This window comes from Phenylobacterium sp. LjRoot219 (assembly GCF_964252995.1).
In the GTDB taxonomy this organism is placed as follows: domain Bacteria; phylum Pseudomonadota; class Alphaproteobacteria; order Caulobacterales; family Caulobacteraceae; genus Phenylobacterium.
This window is the reverse complement of record NZ_CAXUQI020000001.1, coordinates 2,112,115-2,130,325: the sequence shown is the minus strand read 5'-3', so window position 1 is coordinate 2,130,325 and position 18,211 is coordinate 2,112,115. Positions and strand designations below refer to the sequence as shown.

16 protein-coding genes are annotated in these 18,211 nt (G+C 70.1%); 9 read left to right on the top strand and 7 right to left on the bottom strand.

The genetic code is table 11. From position 1 onward, the window contains the following. Positions 1-108 precede the first annotated feature (108 nt). The gene (locus tag ACSQ14_RS10465) at positions 109-1,821 is read left to right on the top strand and encodes a LysM peptidoglycan-binding domain-containing protein (RefSeq protein WP_436012399.1); all 1,713 of its coding nucleotides are present in this window, start codon (positions 109-111) and stop codon (positions 1,819-1,821) included. Between the two features lie 175 nt (positions 1,822-1,996). Here ACSQ14_RS10465 and ACSQ14_RS10460 read toward each other — a convergent pair whose 3' ends face one another. Continuing rightward, complete coding sequence (locus ACSQ14_RS10460; protein ID WP_436012397.1) at positions 1,997-2,836, bottom strand: ATP-binding protein; 840 nt, start codon at positions 2,834-2,836, stop codon at positions 1,997-1,999. Positions 2,837-2,972: 136 nt separating this feature from the next. On the opposite strand from ACSQ14_RS10460, the gene yajC reads away from it, so the two are divergent. The 6 genes from yajC to ACSQ14_RS10430 all read left to right on the top strand — a co-directional run bounded on the left by yajC (position 2,973) and on the right by ACSQ14_RS10430 (position 7,802). Next, entirely contained in the window at positions 2,973-3,323 is a 351-nt protein-coding gene (gene yajC / locus ACSQ14_RS10455) for a preprotein translocase subunit YajC (protein ID WP_436012395.1), read from the top strand. 15 nt (positions 3,324-3,338) lie between these two features. Beyond that, positions 3,339-4,952, top strand: a complete 1,614-nt coding sequence (gene secD, locus ACSQ14_RS10450) for a protein translocase subunit SecD (protein ID WP_436012393.1) — start codon at positions 3,339-3,341, stop codon at positions 4,950-4,952. A 3-nt stretch (positions 4,953-4,955) separates the two neighbouring features. Next, entirely contained in the window at positions 4,956-5,927 is a 972-nt protein-coding gene (secF, locus tag ACSQ14_RS10445) for a protein translocase subunit SecF (RefSeq protein ID WP_436012391.1), read from the top strand. 19 nt (positions 5,928-5,946) lie between these two features. After that, positions 5,947-6,306: an Mth938-like domain-containing protein gene (locus ACSQ14_RS10440; RefSeq protein WP_436012389.1), complete on the top strand. Its 360-nt coding sequence runs from the start codon at positions 5,947-5,949 to the stop codon at positions 6,304-6,306. Between the two features lie 75 nt (positions 6,307-6,381). Further along, on the top strand, positions 6,382-6,987 hold the full coding sequence (locus ACSQ14_RS10435) for a urate hydroxylase PuuD (RefSeq protein ID WP_436012388.1): 606 nt from the start codon (positions 6,382-6,384) through the stop codon (positions 6,985-6,987). Positions 6,988-7,103: 116 nt separating this feature from the next. Then, a complete protein-coding gene (locus tag ACSQ14_RS10430; RefSeq protein WP_436012386.1) occupies positions 7,104-7,802 on the top strand; it encodes a squalene/phytoene synthase family protein in 699 nt (232 codons plus the stop codon). A 3-nt stretch (positions 7,803-7,805) separates the two neighbouring features. On the opposite strand, the gene trmFO is transcribed toward ACSQ14_RS10430, so the two are convergent. After that, on the bottom strand, positions 7,806-9,215 hold the full coding sequence (trmFO, locus tag ACSQ14_RS10425; protein WP_436012384.1) for a methylenetetrahydrofolate--tRNA-(uracil(54)-C(5))-methyltransferase (FADH(2)-oxidizing) TrmFO: 1,410 nt from the start codon (positions 9,213-9,215) through the stop codon (positions 7,806-7,808). Positions 9,216-9,346: 131 nt separating this feature from the next. Here trmFO and ACSQ14_RS10420 point away from each other — a divergent pair, with 131 nt between their 5' ends. Continuing rightward, positions 9,347-10,228, top strand: a complete 882-nt coding sequence (locus ACSQ14_RS10420; protein ID WP_436012382.1) for a hypothetical protein — start codon at positions 9,347-9,349, stop codon at positions 10,226-10,228. 26 nt (positions 10,229-10,254) lie between these two features. Then, complete coding sequence (locus ACSQ14_RS10415; RefSeq protein WP_436012380.1) at positions 10,255-11,109, top strand: hypothetical protein; 855 nt, start codon at positions 10,255-10,257, stop codon at positions 11,107-11,109. Between the two features lie 52 nt (positions 11,110-11,161). Here ACSQ14_RS10415 and uvrA read toward each other — a convergent pair whose 3' ends face one another. The 5 genes from uvrA to ACSQ14_RS10390 form a co-directional block, all read right to left on the bottom strand. Continuing rightward, positions 11,162-14,053 (bottom strand): excinuclease ABC subunit UvrA, encoded by a 2,892-nt coding sequence (uvrA, locus tag ACSQ14_RS10410; protein WP_436012378.1) that lies wholly within the window; start codon positions 14,051-14,053, stop codon positions 11,162-11,164. A 113-nt stretch (positions 14,054-14,166) separates the two neighbouring features. After that, positions 14,167-16,161 carry an OPT family oligopeptide transporter gene (locus ACSQ14_RS10405; protein WP_436012376.1) on the bottom strand — a complete coding sequence of 665 codons (1,995 nt, stop codon included), beginning with the start codon at positions 16,159-16,161 and terminating at the stop codon, positions 14,167-14,169. A gap of 91 nt (positions 16,162-16,252) precedes the next feature. Next, complete coding sequence (locus tag ACSQ14_RS10400) at positions 16,253-16,705, bottom strand: flagellar basal body protein (protein ID WP_436012374.1); 453 nt, start codon at positions 16,703-16,705, stop codon at positions 16,253-16,255. An 11-nt stretch (positions 16,706-16,716) separates the two neighbouring features. Next, positions 16,717-17,043: a rod-binding protein gene (locus tag ACSQ14_RS10395; RefSeq protein WP_436012372.1), complete on the bottom strand. Its 327-nt coding sequence runs from the start codon at positions 17,041-17,043 to the stop codon at positions 16,717-16,719. Beyond that, positions 17,043-18,152 (bottom strand): flagellar basal body P-ring protein FlgI, encoded by a 1,110-nt coding sequence (locus tag ACSQ14_RS10390; protein ID WP_436012370.1) that lies wholly within the window; start codon positions 18,150-18,152, stop codon positions 17,043-17,045. Before ACSQ14_RS10390 ends, ACSQ14_RS10395 begins: the two co-directional genes overlap by 1 nt. Positions 18,153-18,211: the final 59 nt, after the last annotated feature.

Sequence of the window (18,211 nt, the reverse complement as noted above, 5' to 3'; positions counted from 1 at the left end):
GCTATGCGCCCGAGCTATCCGGTGCGTGTTCCGGAGACGCCTCCGGCGCCGACCACCCCTGCGCCGACCCCTGCGCCCGCGCCCGCGGCTCCGCCGAGCGACGCGCCCGTGAGCGTCGCGCCTGCGCCGCCGGTCGAGCAGCGCGCGCTGGAGCCGCTCGCGCCGCCGCCGCGACCGGCCGTGCGGCCGACACCGCCGCCGCCGCCACCGACCTACCGGACCGTCACCACCCGCAGCGTCACCGGGCGCGTCGTCGAGGTCGACGGCCGGGCGGTCAGCTACAAGGTCAAGAAGGGCGACAACCTCGACAAGATCGCCCGCCAGTTGGACACCACCGTCGCCCAACTGCGCGAGGACAACGACATCGGCCGCCGCGAGGCGATCCACCCCGGCGACGTGCTGAAAGGCCCGCAATCCACGGCCAAGGCCTATGTGGTGGTCTCGGGCGACACCCTGTTCTCGATCGCCAAGCGCTTCGGCGTGACGGCGGAGGCGCTGCGCGCGGAGAATGACCTCTCGCGCAACGCCAGCCTGCGCGCGGGCCAGAAGATCCGCCTGCCGGACGGCTACCGTGACCGCGGCCCGCTGACCTCGACCAGCCGGGTGCAGGTGGCCGCCAGCCCGACGGCGGCGCAGATGGAGGAGCCGGAGGCCCAGATCGAGGAGCGGCCTGCGACGCCGGCCCCGCGCCCGTCGTCCGCTCCCGTCACGCCGATCGCGCCGGCCTATCGCACCGTCACTACCCGCTCGGTCACCGGCAAGGTGGTCGAGGTCGAGGGCCCGGCCGCGACCTACAAGGTCAAGAAGGGCGATAACCTCGAGAAGATCGCCCGCAAGCTGGACACCACCGTCGCCCAGCTGCGCGAGGACAACGACATCGGCCGGCGCGAGGCCATCCAGCCCGGCCAGACCCTGAAGGGGCCGCGCACCTCGGCCAAGGCCTATGTGGTGGTGTCCGGCGACACCTTGTTCGCGATCTCCAAGCGGTTCGGCGTCAGCGCCGAGGCGCTGCGCGCGGAGAACGATCTGTCGCGCAACACCAGCCTGCGCGCCGGCCAGAAGATCCGCCTGCCGAGCGGCTACCGCGACCGCGGCGCGCTGACCTCGACGACCCAGATCCCGATCGCGCCGCCGCCGCCGCGCGTCGAACCGCAACCGCTCCCGCCGCCGCCGCGCGTCGAGCCGCAACCGCTTTCGCCGCCGCCCGCGCCGCAACCGGCGCCGTCGCGGCCCTACACGCCGCCGACGTCGCGCCCGTACTCGCCGCCGGCGCCACGGCCCTATACGCCGCCCGCGCGTCCCTACACGCCGCCGCCGCCGCCGCCGCCGCCGCGCGCCTACACGCCGCCGGCCGCTGCGCCGGGCCCGGTCGCAGGGCCGACGTCCGCGCCGACACCGGGCGACGCGCAGATCTCAGAGCTCGGCCGCGGCCGGTTCATCTGGCCGCTGCAAGGACCAGTGGTTTCGGACTTCGGCCCGAAGGGCCCGGGCCAGCGCAACGACGGCGTCAACATCGGCGCGTCGCTGGGCAGCTCGGTGCGCGCTGCATCGGCCGGCGACGTCGTCTACGCCGGCGACCAGGTGCCGGGCTTCGGCAACCTCGTGCTGATCAAGCACGCCGACGGCTGGGTCACGGCCTACGGCCACCTGTCCCGGGTGATGGTGAAGATGCAGCAGAAGGTCACCCAGGGGCAGGAGATCGGCCAGGCCGGCTCCACCGGCGGCGTGGCCGAACCCCAGCTGCACTTCGAGGTCCGCTACGCTCCGAGCCCGCTCGAGCGCGCCAAGCCGATCGACCCGAAGCTGGTGCTGCCGAAGTAGGGCGGGGCTGAAGGCCCCCTCCGTCTCGCGCCTGCGGCGCGATCCCCTCGGGCTTTCGATCCCGCCACTGGCGGGCTCCGGCCCTCGACCCCCGCTGCGCAGGGGAGGAGCGGGTCGCTGCTCCCCCGCCTGCGGGGGAGCTGTCAGCGAAGCTGACTGAGGGGGCGCTGCCCGCCTACAGCGGCAGCGGCTTGCCGAGTTCGCCGGCGAGGTCGCGGATGAACTGCCAGGCGATGCGGCCGGAGCGGCCGCCGCGCAGCTGCGCCCACTGCAGCGCCCGCCGCTCGAGATCGGGGACGCCCAGGTCGAAGCGCGCGGCATAGCCGCGCACCGCGGTCAGATAGGTCGCCTGGTCCATCGCCGGGAAGCCGATCCACAGGCCGAAGCGGTCGGAGACGCTGACCTCCTCCTCGGCGTCCTCGGCCGTGGCGATCATCCCCCGGTCCTCGGTGTTGGTGCGCGGCATCAGGTGGCGACGGTTGGAGGTCGCGACGAACAGCACATTGGCCGGCGGCCCGGAGACGCCGCCTTCCAGCGCCGACTTCAGCGCCTTGGCGGCGGCTGCGCCTTCCTCGAACGAAAGGTCGTCGCAGAGCACCAGGAAGCGCTCGGAACGGCCGCGCAGCAGGTCGAACAGCGCGGGCAGGGCGGTGACCTGGTCGCGGTCGACCTCGACCAGCTTGAGCTGCGGCGAGCCGGCGCTGGCCGCCATGAAGGCGGCCTTGGCGAGCGAGCTCTTGCCGGTGCCGCGCACGCCCCACAGCAGCGCGTGGTTGTACGGCAGGCCCTGGGCGAACCGATCGAGGTTCTCCAGGAAGCGGGTCTTCTGCCGCTCGACGCCGATCAGGCTGTCCAACTCCAGGGGATAGTCCGGCGCCGGGTGGAAGGCGGCGGTCTCCGGATCGTGCCGGAAGAGCCGTGCGCCGGCGAAGTCGGGCGGCTGGGGCGCGGGCGGAGCGAGCCGCTCCAGCGCCTCGGCGATGCGGATCAGCAGGGGAGAGAGCTCGGCGTTCATGACCAGGACGCTTAGCGCCGGCCGGGACGCATTGCAAAAGGGGTTCCATTGCAAAACCAGGGCGCAGCGCATAGCTTCCGCCGACCTTGAACCGGGCCCGCGTCGGCCCCCCGATTCAGCGCCATTCGGAGAGGCCATGTTCGCCACCCCTGCCTTCGCACAAGCCGCCGGCGCCCCCGCCATGGGCGGTCCCCAGGACATGCTGATCCAGTTTCTGCCGCTGATCGGCCTGGTGGTGCTGTTTTACTTCCTGATGATCCGCCCGCAGCAGCGGCGGATGAAGCAGCATCAGCAGATGCTCACGGCGATGAAGCGCGGCGACACCGTCGTGCTGTCGTCGGGCGTGATCGGCAAGGTCGTGCGCGTCGAGGACAAGGAAGTCGGCGTCGAGATCGCCACCGGCGTGACCGTCAAGGTCCGCAAGGCGATGATCTCGGACGTCAGCGTGCGCGGCGAGCCGGCCGCGGCCAACGACACCAAGAACTAGGCGACAGCCCGCCCCATGATGACCCTGTCGCGCTGGAAGGTGATCGTCGTCGTTCTGGCGACGATCTTCGGCGCTCTCTTCACCCTGCCCAATCTGCTGCCGCCGGATGTGCGTGCGCAGCTTCCGGGCTTCCTGCCGAAGAAGGCGCTGAACCTGGGGCTGGACCTCCAGGGCGGGTCCTATCTGCTCTACTCGGTGGACACTCAGGCGCTTCGCAACGAGCGGCTGACCAACCTCACCGAGGACGTGCGCAAGACCCTCACCGACGCACAGATCCCGTTCACGGATCTCGGTCAGGTGAGCGGCGCCTTGTCGGTCCGGATCACCGATCCGGGCCAGGTCAACAAGGCGCTGAACCTGCTGCGCAACGAGATCGGCGCCCCGCTGGCCGGCACGACCGGCGGACGGGACATCACGGTCGAGGGCGGCGACGATCAGCGACTGCGGATCGCCTTCGTGCCGCAAGCGCTCGACGCCGACGCCTCGCGGGCGGTCGAACAGTCGATCGAAATCATTCGTCGCCGGATCGACCAGCTCGGCACCCGCGAACCCAATATCGTGCGCCAGGGCAAGGACCGCATCGTCATCGAGGCGGCCGGCGAGAGCGACCCTGAAAAGCTGAAGAGCGTGGTCGGCCAGACCGCCAAGCTCACCTTCCAGATGGTCGACGACAGCGTCTCGGCGCAGGAAGCCGCCGCTGGCCGGGTCCCCCCGGGCTCGGAGCTGCTGGCCTCGACCGACGGCTACGCGCAGGCCTATCTGGTCAAGAAGCGCGCCGAGGTGACCGGCGAGATGCTGGTCGACGCCCAGGCCCGCTTCGACCAGCAGACCGGACGTCCGATCGTCCAGTTCCGCTTCAATAGCGAAGGCGCGCGGCGATTCGGCGCGATCTCCAGCCAGAACATCGGCCGGCGGTTCGCGATCGTCCTCGACAGGAAGGTGATTTCCGCTCCGGTGATCCAGAGCGCGATCACCGGCGGCAGCGGTCAGATCACCGGCAACTTCACCGAGGAGACCGCCAACGAGCTGGCCATCCTGCTGCGGGCCGGCGCGCTGCCGGCGCCGCTGAAGGTGGAGGAGCAGCGCACCGTCGGCGCCGAACTGGGCGCCGATGCGGTCAGGGCTGGGGCGATCTCCGGGATCGTCGGCCTGATCGGCGTGATCATCTTCATGATCGGCATGTACGGCTGGCTGTTCGGCGGGGTGTCGCTCGCCGGCCTGGTCGTCAACGGCCTGATGATCATCGCCTTCATGAGCATCACCCAGGCGACGTTGACCCTGCCGGGTATCGCCGGGCTGATCCTGACGCTGGCGGTTGCGGTCGACGCCAACGTGCTCATCTACGAGCGCATGCGCGACGAACTGCGTGCCGGACGGGGCATCCTGTCGTCCATGGATGCGGGCTTCTCGCGCGCCATGGGCACGATCATGGACGCCAACATCACCCACCTGCTGTCCGCGGCCATCCTGTTCGGCTTCGGGGCCGGGCCGGTGAAGGGCTTCGCCTGGACCCTGTCGATCGGCGTGATCACGACGGTCTTCTCCGCCGTGCTCGTCACCCAGGTTCTGCTCGCCTGGTGGTACCGCCTGGCCCGTCCCAAAGTGCTGCCGATCGATGAGAGGGCCTGACCGATGAAATACTGGCCCCTCATCAAGGTCCTGCCGGTCCGCACCCACTTCCGGTTCGTGAGCCTGGCGAAATATTTCGGCGTGCTCTCGATCGTGCTGATCATCGCCTCGCTGGCGGTGACCCTCTATCCGCCGAAGCCGCCCTGCTTCGGCATGGCGTGCGGCATCGATTTTAAGGGCGGCACCGTGCTCGAGATCTCGACCGCGCCGGAGGCGGTCGACGTGGGCAAGGTTCGGGCGGCGCTCGACTCGATGGAACTGGGCGACATCCAGGTGCAGAGCTTCGGCTCGCCGTCGTCGGCCATGATCAAGTTCCAGACGCCTGAGGGCGCGAGCCCCAGCCAGACGGTCGACACGGTGAAGGCCAAGATCGGGCAGGCGATCTCGCCGGTCCGCTTCGTGCGCACCGACGTGGTGGGGCCGAAGGTCTCCGACGAACTGCTGACCAAGGGCCTGCTGGCGCTGGGCGGGGCCATCCTGCTCATGCTGGTCTACATCTGGTTCCGGTTCGAGCTGCAGTTCGGCCTGGGTGCGGTCGCGGCGCTGTTCCACGACGTCATTCTGACGTTCGGCCTGATCTCGATCGCGCGGATCGAGTTCAACCTGACGGCCGTAGCGGCGCTGCTGACCATCATCGGCTACTCGATGAACGACACCGTGGTCGTGTTCGACCGCCTGCGGGAGAACCTGCGCAAGTACAAGCGCATGCCGTTCCGCGAGGTGATCGATCTGACCATCAACGAGACCCTGACCCGCACCATCGTCACCAGCTTCACCGCTATCCTGGCGTTGATCTCGCTGGCGATCTTCGGCGGCCCGAACCTCTGGGGCCTGTCGGTGATCATGCTGTTCGGCATCGTGGTCGGCACCTACTCGTCGATCTATATCGCCGCGCCGATCCTGCTCCTGTGGGGCGTCAGGCGTGGCGGCGACGAGGGCGCGGAGGCCGTCGTGACCGCCAAGGCGCGGTCCTAGGCGGCGAGGCAGGCCCGGCATGGCCCGTTCCGCCCCTTCGCTCGACGCCTATGGCGAGGGCGGTTTCCGATTGGACGGAAACCGCCACGAAGGCTCGCTGCTGATCGTCAAGGACGAGCCCGGCCCCTGGGCCGTGACGAGCCTGGCCGAGCTGACGCCGGACAGCCTAGCCCCGGTGCTGGAGGCCGGCCGCGCCGAGGTCGAGTTCCTGCTGCTCGGCGTCGGGGCGCGCAACGCCATGCCGCCGAAGGCGATCCGCGAGGCGCTGCAGCGGGCGGGCATCGGCCTGGAGTTCATGGACACGCCGGCCGCGGCGCGGCTGTACAACATCCTGACCGCCGAAGGGCGGCGGGTGGCGGCGGCCTTGATCGCCGTCTGAAGCTGAGCTGGAACTTCCCGCCCGCGACGAAACGCCATATACCTGACCCTCAAGGTAGGAATCGTGAGGGGGACTATGGCTGGACTGCTTTCCAATCTGCGCAACACGGTGATCGTCAGCTTCGTGCTGGCGCTGGTCATCGTCGTTGGCTACTTCATGCATTACGGCTCGGGCGACGCGATCTTCTGGCAGGCGGTGTTCCGCTGGCTGCACACGCTGTTCGGCATCATGTGGATCGGCCTGCTCTACTACTTCAACTTCGTGCAGATCCCGACGATGCCGAAGATCCCGGCCGAACTGAAGCCGGGCGTGTCCAAGTTCATCGCGCCGGAAGCGCTGTTCTGGTTCCGCTGGGCGGCCCTGTTCACCTGGGTGATGGGCGTGATCATCGCCATCGATCGCGGCTACCTGGTGCAGGCCTTCACCCTGGGCGCCCTCGAGGGCTTCCAGAACCCGCGCGACAGCTTCATCGGCCTGGGCATGTGGCTCGCGACGATCATGTTCATCAACGTCTGGGCGTTCATCTGGCCGGCGCAGAAGATCGCGCTGGGCCTGGTCGACGCCGACGCTGACGCCAAGGCGGCGAACGCCCGCAAGGCGATGCTGTTCTCGCGGATCAACACCCTGCTGTCGATCCCGATGCTGGTCACCATGACCATGACGCAAACCATCTTCGGCTAAGCGAAGCTGCAGACTTGCGAGAAGGCCCGCCGGCGACGGCGGGCCTTTTTCTTTGCCCGCATTTTTCTTCGGCCGCGGCGTTGACGCGGCCGGCGCAAGGCCGCAGGGCAGCGCCCATGGCCCCCGACGCGCCTTCCGACTCCGAAGATCTCGACGCCCTGGTGAAGCGCGTCGATCCCGACCGCTGGCTGTCCAGCCGCTTCATCGCCGATCCGGACGAACGCGCCGACGTCATCGCCCTCTACGCATACGACCACGAACTGGCGCGCGCCCCGCGGGTGGCCAGCAACTCGCTGCTCGGCGAGATCCGGCTGACCTGGTGGCGCGAGGCGCTGGACGAGATCTACGAAGGCCGTGCGGTGCGCCGGCATCCGACCGCCCAGGCGCTGGCCGCCGTCGTCGGCGGCCGCGGGCTGGCGCGGGCGCCACTCGAGGCGATGATCGACGCCCGCTACCGCGAACTCGACGGGCAGCCGCTGACCGAGGTCGAGGCGCTGGAATGGGCGCGCGATACCGCCGGCCGCGCCGCGGAGGCGGCGATCGCGGTGCTGGATCCGGGCGCGCAGCCGGCGGCCGCGCTCGACGCGGCGGCGGCCTGGGCGCTCGCCCGCCGGGCGGCCGATCGGCCGGAGTTGCGGGCGGCGTTCGACCGGCTGCTGGCGGAGGGCCGGCGCGGCGCCGCGCGGCTGAGCGCGGCGGCCTTCCCGGCGGTGGCGCATGCGGTCTTCGCCGGCCCACGCCTGCGCGGCGGCTCCAGCGAGGGCCTCGCCAGCCGCCTGAAGATCACCCTGGCGGTGGCCCGCGGCCGGCTCTGAGGCCTACTCGGCCGGCTCGGGCTCCGGCACGGCCCGGGCCGCGCGCCAGGCGTCGAGATCGGCGAGCGCGCGCTCGCCCACCATCAGCTTCTTGGCGCGGGTCTTTTCCTTGGCGCCGAGCCGACGGCCGTCCTCGGCGCGCTTTGGCGGCGCGAGCGGCGGCAGCAGGCCGTAGTTGATGTTCATCGGCTGGAACGAGCCCTTGCCGCCGTCCAGGTGGCCGCCGGTGATGTGGCCGACCAGCGCGCCCAGCGCGGTCGTCGGAGGCGGCGGCGGCAGCGTCTGGCCCAGCCGCTCGGCGGCGGCGAAACGGCCGGCGAGCAGGCCCACGGCGGCGCTCTCGACATAGCCCTCGACGCCGGTCACCTGGCCGGCGAAGCGCAGCCGGGAATCGGCCTTCAGCCGCAGTTGCGCGTCCAGCAGCCGCGGGCTGTTCAGGAAGGTGTTGCGGTGCAGGCCGCCCAGCCGGGCGAACACCGCCTTTTCCAGGCCCGGGATCATGCGGAACACCTCGGCCTGGGCGCCGTGCTTCAGCTTGGTCTGGAAGCCGACCATGTTCCACAGCGTGCCCAGCGCATTGTCCTGGCGCAGCTGCACCACGGCGTAGGCCTTCTCGTCCGGTTTGTGGGCGTTGGTCAGACCGACCGGCTTCATCGGCCCGTGGCGCAGGGTCTCGCGGCCGCGCTCGGCCATCACCTCGATCGGCAGGCAGCCGTCGAAGTAGGGGACGTTCTCCCACTCCTTGAACTCGGACTTCGGGCCGTCGAGCAGGGCGTCGATGAAGGCCTCGTACTGGGCCTTGTCCATCGGGCAGTTGATGTAGGCCGCGGCCTCGCCGCCAGGCCCTTCCTTGTCGTAGCGCGACTGCCGCCAGGCGACGTCCATGTCGACGGAATCGAAGTGCACGATCGGCGCGATGGCGTCGAAGAAGGAGAGCTGGTCCTCGCCGGTCAGGCTGAGGATGGCCTCGGCCAGGGCGGGCGAGGTGAGGGGGCCGGTGGCCACGACCACGTTGTCCCAGTCCGCCGGCGGCAGGCCGGCGACTTCCTCACGCGCCAGGGTCACCAGCGGATGGCCCAGCAGGCGCGTTGTGACCGCTTCGGCGAAGCCTTCGCGGTCCACCGCCAGCGCGCCGCCGGCCGGCACCTGGTGGGCGTCGGCGCAGGCCAGGATCAGCGAGTCCAGCCGCCGCATCTCCGCGTGCAGCAGGCCGACCGCATTGCCGGTCCAGTCGTCGGCGCGGAAGGAGTTCGAGCAGACCAGCTCGGCCAACTGGTCGGTCTGGTGCGCGTCGGTGCCGCGCACCGGGCGCATTTCGTGCAGGATCACAGGCGCGCCGGACTGGGCGATCTGCCAGGCGGCCTCGGAGCCGGCGAGCCCGCCGCCGATCACATGTACTGGTTTCGTCGTCATTCGTGGCTAACTAGCAACGTTGCGCCCCGATCGCGAGCGGGGCCTTGCGCGGGACCCATGCGCACCCGAATTTGCGACCGTTGGGGTCGCCGATTCGTTCTCGTGAACGCATGGCGCGCCGAGGGACGGGCATGATCAAATTTTCGGCGAGCGAAGCTGCGCTGGAGGGCTTCCGCCTGACCCGGGAACGTCCCGGGACCATCTTCGGATGGGGCGTCGTCTACGCCGTCTGCATGTTCGTGATCGGCCAACTGATGCTGATCAGCCTCGACCCCGAGCTGATCGCGCTGACCCGCAGCAATGACCTTGAACAAGCGGATATCGAGCGGGTCTCCAACCTGCTGGCGCAGTCGCTGCCGGCGTTCCTGCTGGTGCTGGTGCTGGTGGTCGGGCTGCTCTCCTGCCTGATGGGCGGCATCTACCGGCTGGTGCTCCGGCCCGGCGAGAAGGGCTTCCTGCACCTGCGGTTCGGCAAGGACGAGCTGCGGCTCACCGGCGTCAACCTGCTGCTGTTCGCTATGGGGATGGTCTGCCTGACGGCCGAAATCGCCGCCGTCGGCGCCGCGCAGCAGGGCAGCGCGATCGCTGCGATCGCCGCCGTCGTGCTGCTGATCGCCAGCATCTGGCTGGGCGTGCGCCTGACCCTGGCGACGCCGATGACCTTCGCCCTGCATCGCTTCGCCATCCGTGACGCCTGGGGCGCCTCGCGCGGTCGCTTTATGCCGCTGCTCGGCATGATCGTGCTGGCGGTCATCTTCTATCTGATGGTCTGGCTGCTCATCAGCATCATCGGCGCGGCGCTGATCGGGCTGGCCGGCGGCGCCGGCGCGCTGGAGAATATTCGCGGCCTCAGCGGCACGGCGATCGTGGGCGTCGCCCTCTATCTGTCGCTGCAGCTGATCCTGCAGGTGATCCAGCTGGTGATGATCTATGCGCCGTTCGGCGTGGCCTATCAGCAGATCCACGGCGACCCGCCGGCCAACCCGTTGCGGGTGCGGCCGCAGCAAGGCTAAGCAGCCGTCAGGCTCAAGGATCCGACATGACCCCGTTCTCCGCCAGCGACGCGGCGCTGGAGGGCTTTCATCTGATACGGCGCAGCTGGCGCGCGATCCTCGGCTGGGCCGGGTTCAACCTGCTGGCGCTGATCATGGTGGTGGTGCTCTCCGCGGTGCTCTCGGTGATCGCCGCGGCGGTCGGCGGCGGGACCAGCACCCCGGTGCTGGCGTTCGCCGGTTTCGCCGGCGGGCTCGCCACCCTGTTCTCCCAGGCGATCATCGTCGGCGGCGTGTTCCGGCTGGAGCTGCGGCCCGCCGAGCCGGCCTTCCTGCACCTGCGGCTCGGCCGCGATGAGCTGCGGCTGGTCGTGGTCTGGCTGATCACCCTGACCGGCGTCTGGGTCGTCGGTTGGGCGGCGACGCTGCTCGGCCAGTTGATCGGCGGGGGCGGCGTCCTGGTCGAGCTGCTCGGGGCGGCCCTGGCGGTCTATCTGGGGCTGCGCTTCCTGCTCGCCGCGCCGGTTGCTTTCGTCGAGCGGCGGATAGACTTCGTCCGCTCCTGGCGGCTGACTCGCGGCCGGGTGTGGGCGCTGCTCGGCATGAGCGCGCTCAGCATCTGCCTGATCGCGCTGTTGATGATCGTCGTGTTCGTGGTGCTGGCGGCGATCGCCACCGCCGCGGCGGGCCTCGACGGCCTGGCGGTGCTGTTCGCCGGGACCGAGGCGCTGCAGCAGCACCCGGCGGTCTTCCTGCTGGCTTTCGCCGTCGAGATCATCCTGATCCCGGTGCTGTGGGTGCTGGGGATTGCGCCGCTGGTCGCCGCCTACCGGGCGTTCACCGCGGACGGCGACGCCGCGCCGGTCAATCTCAAGCCAGAAACCGGGGGGAGCGCGGCCTAGCTCCGCCTCCCGCTCGTCCCCGCTTTTGCGGGGATGACCGGGAAGCGGGGAATTAGGCCCGCTTGCGCGCCGTGCCGCGCCGCTCGCGGTGCCGCTCGAGCAGCTCTGTGAGGTAGCGTCCGGTCCAGCTCTTCTCGCTGGCGGCGACCTGCTCGGGGGTGCCGGAGGCGACGATCTCGCCGCCGCCGTCGCCGCCTTCCGGACCGAAGTCGACCAGCCAGTCGGCGGTCTTGATGACGTCGAGGTTGTGCTCGATCACCACCACCGTGTTGCCCTGGTCGACCAGTTCGTGCAGCACCTCGAGCAGCTTCTTGATGTCCTCGAAGTGCAGGCCGGTGGTCGGCTCGTCGAGGATGTAGAGGGTCTTGCCGGTCGCCCGGCGCGACAGCTCCTTCGACAGCTTGACCCGCTGGGCCTCGCCGCCGGACAGGGTGGTGGCCTGCTGACCGACCTTCACATAGCCCAGGCCGACGCGCTTCAGCGTGTCCATCTTGTCCCGGATCGGGGGGACGGCCTTGAAGAAGTCGGCCGCCTCTTCCACCGTCATATCAAGGACATCGGCGATATTCTTGCCCTTGAACATGACCTCCAGGGTCTCGCGGTTGTAGCGATGGCCATGGCAGACGTCGCAGGTCACGTAGACGTCCGGCAGGAAGTGCATCTCGATCTTGATCAGCCCGTCGCCCTGGCAGGCCTCGCAGCGGCCGCCCTTGACGTTGAAGCTGAACCGCCCCGGGCCGTAGCCGCGCGCTTTTGACTCCGGCAAGCCGGCGAACCAGTCGCGGATCGGCTGGAAGGCGCCGGTGTAGGTCGCCGGGTTGGAGCGCGGCGTGCGGCCGATCGGCGACTGGTCGATGTCGATGACCTTGTCGAACAGCTCCAGGCCTTCGATCCGCTCGTGCGGCGCCGGGGCGTCCGAGGCGTTGTGCAGCCGCCGCGCGGCGGCCTTGTAGAGCGTCTCGATGGTGAAGGTGGACTTGCCGCCGCCGGAGACCCCGGTGATGCAGGTGAAGGTGCCGACCGGGATCTCCCCGGTGACGTTCTTCAGGTTGTTGCCGGCTGCGCCGACGACCCGCAGCATCTTCTTCTTCGAGAACGGCCGGCGGTCCTCCGGCACCTCGATCTCGCGGGCGCCGGAAAGGTACTGGCCGGTGATGCTTCTCGGCTCGGCCATGATGTCGGCGGGCTTGCCCTGGGCGATGATCTCACCGCCGTGGATGCCGGCCGCCGGGCCCATGTCGATGACGTAGTCGGCGGTGAGGATGGCTTCCTCGTCGTGCTCGACCACCAGCACCGAGTTGCCGAGGTCGCGCAGGCCGCGCAGGCTCTCGAGCAGCCGGGTGTTGTCGCGCTGGTGCAGGCCGATCGACGGCTCGTCGAGCACATAGAGCACGCCGGTCAGGCCGGAGCCGATCTGGCTGGCCAGGCGGATGCGCTGGCTTTCGCCGCCGGACAGGGTGCCGGAACCGCGGCTGAGGTTCAGGTAGTCGAGCCCGACGTTGACCAGGAACCGCAGCCGGTCGTTGATCTCCTTCAGGATCCGCCGGGCGATCTCCATCTGCTTGGCGGTGAGGTCGCCCTCCAGGCTCTCGAACCATTCGCGGGCGTGGCGGATCGACAGCCTGGAGACCTCGCCGACGTGCTGGCCGCCGATCTTCACGGCCAGCGCTTCCGGCTTCAGGCGGTAGCCCAGGCAGGCCTCGCACGGCGTCTCCGACTGGTAGCGGCCAAGCTCCTCGCGGACCCAGGCGGAGTCGGTCTCGCGCCAGCGCCGTTCGAGGTTCGGCAGCACGCCCTCGAAGGTCTTGTTGACCTCGTACTTGCGGGCGTTGTCGTCGTAGACGAAGTGGATCTTCTCCTTGCCTGACCCCTGCAGGACCACCTGCCGGGCGGCGTCGGAGAGCTTCCACCACGGCTCGTCCATCGAGAACTCGTAGTGGCGGGCGATCGCCTGCAGGGTCTGGGTGTAGAGCGGCGAGGGGCCGCGCGCCCAGGGGGCCACCGCGCCCTTGTGTAGCGTCTTATCCTTGTCCGGCACGATCAGATCGGGGTCAAAGGCGAGCTTGGCCCCGAGGCCGTCGCACACCGGGCAGGCGCCGTAGGGGTTGTTGAACGAGAACAGCCGCGGCTCGATCTCGCTGATGGTGAAGCCGGAGACCGGGCAGGCGAACTTCTCGGAGAAGATCAGCCGCTTCGGTTCATGCTCGGTCGGATCCTGGTCGGCCCATTCGGCGACGGCGATGCCGTCGGCGAGCCGCAGCGCGGTCTCCAGGCTGTCGGCGTAGCGCTGCTCCAGGCCCGGCTTGGCGACCAGCCGGTCGACCACCACGTCAATGTCGTGCTTGAACTTCTTGTCGAGGGTCGGGGCGTCCTCGATCGGATAGAACTCGCCGTCGATCTTGAGGCGCTGGAAGCCCGCCTTCTGCCACTCGGCGATCTCCTTGCGGTACTCGCCCTTGCGGCCGCGCACCACCGGCGCCAGCAGGTAGAGGCGGGTGCCTTCCGCGACCGCCGCCAGCTTGTCGACCATCTGGCTGATGGTCTGGCTCTCGATCGGCAGGCCGGTGGCCGGCGAGTAGGGCACGCCGACCCGCGCCCACAGCAGGCGCATGTAGTCGTGGATTTCAGTGACCGTGCCGACCGTCGAGCGCGGGTTGCGGCTGGTGGTCTTCTGCTCGATCGAAATCGCCGGCGACAGGCCCTCGATCAGGTCGACGTCCGGCTTGCTCATCAGCTCGAGGAACTGGCGGGCGTAGGCCGACAGGCTCTCGACGTAGCGGCGCTGGCCCTCGGCGTAGATGGTGTCGAACGCCAGCGAGCTCTTGCCCGAACCCGACAGGCCGGTCAGCACCACCAGCTCGCCGCGCGGGATGTCGACGTTGACGTCCTTGAGATTGTGCTCGCGCGCGCCGCGCACGCGGATTTGGTTGAGCTGGTCGGCCATCGGGTTCCGGGAACTCTGTCAGCCCCCGGGGCTCCGGCGGGCTGGGCTAATGTAGGTCGGCGAGTCACCGATATCACCAGAACGCAACCGGAACAAACGCCGGGCGCGCCGGCTTAGCCGCGGGCGCGGCGGGCGGTCCAGGCGTACAGTGCGAACGCCACGGCGGCGTAGGCGGCCAGCGCGAGCGGCGTCGCCGGGGCGAAATCCTCCGGCACGAGGGCCAGCGGCGCGCCCTGGCCGGTGGCGACGATCAGGCCGGCGTAGGCGACGTTCAGCAGGCTGTCGCCGACGATATAGCCGGAGACCAGCAGTACGCCGAGTTGCCGGGTGGTCTCCGGATTGGGCGCGCGTTCGGCCCGGCGGTTGAACGCCCAGCCGGCGAAGGCGCCGATGATCACCGGGACGGTGACGCTGGACGGCAGGTAGATGGCCAGCGCCGCGCCGAGCGGCGGCAGGCTGTAGCGGCCGCCGCGGCGCAGCGTCTCGTCGATCAGCACCAGGCCGGCGCCGACCAGGGCGCCGACGCCGATCAGGCCCCACTGCAGGTCGCCGCCGACCACTCCTGAGGCGATGGTGCTGATCAGGGTCGCCTGCGGCGCGGCCAGCGGGGTGTCGGAGATCGCCTGGCCGGGCGCCCCGGCGAAGCCGTAGGCGCGGTTCAGCAGGTTGAGGATCACCGGGATCAGCGCCGAGCCGGCGATCACCCCGATCACCAGGGCGACCTGCTGGCGCCACGGGGTGGCGTCGACCAACTGGCCGGTCTTCAGGTCCTGCAGGTTGTCGTTGGCCGAGACCGCCACGGCGATCAGCACGCTGGTGACCAGCAGGGCGAAGGCGATCAGCGGCTTGACGTCGCCGCCCTTCAGCACCGGCAGGCCGATCGCCGCGATCAGCAGCGCCGCGCCGAGCACCGAGAGGATGGCCATGCCCGACACCGGGCTGTTGGACGAGCCGATCAGGCCGGCCATGTAGCCGCAGACCGCCGCCACGGCGAAGCCGGCGATGACGATGTAGAGCACCGCGGCGATGGTCAGCGGGACGATCAGCCCGCCGAGCGGGCCGCCGGTCAGCGACGCGGCCAGCACCACGGCCACCGGGACCAGGCAGATCAGGCCGATCACCGCGGTCAGCCCGATCGGCAGGTCCTGTTCGACCCGCGGCAACGTCCCGGCCTGGCCGGTGCGGCGATGGCGCGCGGCGGCGAGCGCGCTGGCGACTCCGGTGACCAGCGGCCCGGCCAGCTTGGCGAGCGTCCAGATCGCCGAGACGCCGATCGCGCCTGCGCCCAGGAAGCGCACCTTCTGGCTCCAGATCGTCTGGGCCCAGTCCGCCGCCGGACCGGCCGCCGGCGCGGCGGCGGTGAGGATCGGCACGGCGGCGCCCCAGGCGATCGCCAGGCCGACCAGCATGGCCGCGCCGACCGCGGGGCCCATCAGGTGCCCGGCGCCGAACAGGGCGAGCGACATCTGTGCGCCGAGGCCGGTCGCGCCGCCGTTCGGCGTCCGGAAGTAGGTGGAGACCTCGCCGGCGAACACCCGCATCGCCGACAGCGCCGCATAGGCCGCCGCGGCGATCGCGCCGATGGAGATGGTGATCAGGCCCAGCCGGCTGTCGGCCTCGGCCTGGACGCTGTCGCCCTGGGCCCCGGAGCCGACGATCAGCACCTCGGCGGCGGCGACGCCTTCCGGATAGGGCAGGTTCGACTGGGCGACGAGCGCCCGCCGGAGCGGGATGGTGTACATCACCCCCAGCACCCCGCCGGCCGCGCAGACGGCGAAGCTGGTCCAGAACGGAAAGCCGCTCCAGGCGCCGATGATCACCAGGCCGGGCAGGACGAACACCACCGAGGCCATGGCCCCGGCCGCCGAGGCGACCGTCTGGACGATGTTGTTCTCGACGATGGTGGCGTTGCGCGTGAAGGTCCGCAGCACCGCCATGGAGATCACCGCCGCCGGGATGGCGGTTGAGAACGTCAGCGCCACCTTCAGCCCGAGGTAGACGTTGGCCGCGGTGAACACGAGGGTGATCAGCACCCCCATCACCACGCCGCGGACGGTGAGCTCCAGACGCGTGTCGGAAGCGGCGAGCGGCGGGGCGTGGGCGGTCATGGGGCGTCCGTCGTACAGCTGAACTGTCAGTTAGAGCGGGAAGCCGGCCGCGGCTCAAGTCGCCGCGCTTGGCGCCCCGTTGGTCCGTCCGTCAGGCCCGCTGATTGAGCGTGATCGCGGTGGCGGCAGCGCCGTAGGCCGACGCCGGAATGCGCGCGCCGGGCCCGTAGCCGGAGAGTTGCTCGCGCTGGCTGGCGACCTCCTCGGCGATCGAGCGCACCAGGCCCTCGGTGATGAACTTCGCGGCCATCACGGCGCGGCCGTGGCGGGCGAGTTCGACATCGAACGCCTCGGTGGCGCGGACCAGCGCCCGGCGCCGGTCGGACGGCGCGGCGGTGACCAGGCCGGGGTCGGCCCGCACTCGGCCGGATTCGTGGCGGTAGAGGTTGGCCAGGCGGGAGGCCTCCTCGGTCAGGGCGGCGGCGTCCTGCGGCCGGTGGGCCTCGAAGCAGTGGGCTTGCTGGGCCACCACGTCGGTCAGGCGTTCGGTCAGAATGATCAGCTGTTCGACGCGGTCGGTTGCGTCGTGGGCGGCGAGAGCCATGGGCGGGTTCCTTAGGTAAGACCTTGCATCTTGAGCATTTCGCGTTGGACCTGGGCGGCGATGCCGATCCCGCCGCCCTTGGACATCTGCTTGCCCATGGCGTCGGTCAGGAATGACTTGAACATCGACTCGCCGGGGCCGCCGCCGAACGGGGCGGCCGGTTCCACGCCGTCGAACATCTGCTGCAGCATCGACGACAGGAAGGTCGCCTCGAACCGCTCGGCGGTGTCCTTGATCTGGGCGCGCTTGGCGAGTTCGGCGGCGTTGGCGGGGCCGGCCTGCGGCTGGACCGGCGACTGCGGCGGAAGGCCGGCGGGGGTGAAGCCGTAGTTCGTCATCACATCACCTCGATGTCGGCCTGCAGGGCGCCGGCGGCCTTGATGGTCTGCAGGATGGAGATCATGTCGCGCGGGGTGACGCCGAGAGCGTTGAGCCCCGCCACCAGGGTCGCCAGCGAGGCGCCGCTGCGCACCGTCAGGAACTGGCGGCCGGTCTCTTCCTCGACCGAGACGGCGCTCTGCGGCACGACGGTGGTCTCGCCGGTGCGGGAGAACGGCGCCGGCTGGCTGACCGCCGGGCTCTCCTGCACGGTGATCGTCAGATTGCCCTGCTGGATGGCGACGGTGGAGATCCGGACGTTCTCGCCCATGACGATCACGCCGGCGACCTCGTCGATGACCACCTTGGCCGGGGCGTCGGGCTCGACGCTGAGGTTCTCCACCTGGGCCACGAAGCTCATCATGTCCTGGCCGGGCAGCGGCCGGATGGCGACGATGGTCGGGTTCTCGGCCAAGGCCGCGCCGGGGTATCGGGTGTTGATCACGTCGGCGATCCGCCGCGCCGTGGTGAAGTCCGGATTGCGCAGCGTCATGCGCAGCTGGTTCATGCTGGCGAGCTGGAAGCCGATCTCGCGCTCGACCACCGCGCCGGACGCGATTCGGCCGGCGGTCGGCACGCCCTTGGAGACCGTGGTCCCGGAAGCGCCGCTGGCGCTGACCGAGCCGGTCTGCACCGTGCCTTGCGCCACCGCATAGGCCTGGCCGTCGGCGCCGAGCAGCGGGGTGACCAGCAAGGTTCCGCCCAGCAGGCTCTTGGAGTCGCCGAGCGCCGAGACGTTCACGTCGATCTGCGACCCGGCCGCGGCGAAGGCGGGCAGGCGGGCGGTGACCATCACCGCGGCGACGTTCTTGGTGTTGAGGTTGGCGTCGCGGGTGTTGACGCCCAGCCGCTCGAGCATCGCCTCGAGGCTCTGCTTGGTCATCGGGGCGTTGCGCAGCGCATCGCCGGTGCCGTTCAGGCCGACGACGATGCCGTAGCCCACCAGCATGTTCTCCCGCACGCCCTCGAACTCGACGATGTCCTTGATGCGCGACTTGGCGAACGCCGGCGCGGTCGAGAGGCCAGCGACGAGGAGGGCGGCGACGAAGAGGCGGAGCGGGCGAAGCATGGTTAACACCGGAGCTGTTCGCTCAGGCCTATGCGACTGCCGTGCCAACAGGCATAGAG

Coding starts and splice junctions, on each gene's coding strand:
- uvrA (WP_436012378.1), bottom strand. CDS start 14,053: ATGGCCGACCAGCTCAACCAAATCCGCGTGCGCGGCGCGCGCGAGCAC.
- ACSQ14_RS10460 (WP_436012397.1), bottom strand. CDS start 2,836: ATGAACGCCGAGCTCTCTCCCCTGCTGATCCGCATCGCCGAGGCGCTG.
- ACSQ14_RS10405 (WP_436012376.1), bottom strand. CDS start 16,161: ATGACCGCCCACGCCCCGCCGCTCGCCGCTTCCGACACGCGTCTGGAG.
- ACSQ14_RS10395 (WP_436012372.1), bottom strand. CDS start 17,043: ATGACGAACTACGGCTTCACCCCCGCCGGCCTTCCGCCGCAGTCGCCG.
- ACSQ14_RS10440 (WP_436012389.1), top strand. CDS start 5,947: ATGGCCCGTTCCGCCCCTTCGCTCGACGCCTATGGCGAGGGCGGTTTC.
- ACSQ14_RS10390 (WP_436012370.1), bottom strand. CDS start 18,152: ATGCTTCGCCCGCTCCGCCTCTTCGTCGCCGCCCTCCTCGTCGCTGGC.
- ACSQ14_RS10430 (WP_436012386.1), top strand. CDS start 7,104: ATGGCCCCCGACGCGCCTTCCGACTCCGAAGATCTCGACGCCCTGGTG.
- yajC (WP_436012395.1), top strand. CDS start 2,973: ATGTTCGCCACCCCTGCCTTCGCACAAGCCGCCGGCGCCCCCGCCATG.
- trmFO (WP_436012384.1), bottom strand. CDS start 9,215: ATGACGACGAAACCAGTACATGTGATCGGCGGCGGGCTCGCCGGCTCC.
- ACSQ14_RS10415 (WP_436012380.1), top strand. CDS start 10,255: ATGACCCCGTTCTCCGCCAGCGACGCGGCGCTGGAGGGCTTTCATCTG.
- secD (WP_436012393.1), top strand. CDS start 3,339: ATGATGACCCTGTCGCGCTGGAAGGTGATCGTCGTCGTTCTGGCGACG.
- ACSQ14_RS10435 (WP_436012388.1), top strand. CDS start 6,382: ATGGCTGGACTGCTTTCCAATCTGCGCAACACGGTGATCGTCAGCTTC.
- ACSQ14_RS10420 (WP_436012382.1), top strand. CDS start 9,347: ATGATCAAATTTTCGGCGAGCGAAGCTGCGCTGGAGGGCTTCCGCCTG.
- secF (WP_436012391.1), top strand. CDS start 4,956: ATGAAATACTGGCCCCTCATCAAGGTCCTGCCGGTCCGCACCCACTTC.
- ACSQ14_RS10400 (WP_436012374.1), bottom strand. CDS start 16,705: ATGGCTCTCGCCGCCCACGACGCAACCGACCGCGTCGAACAGCTGATC.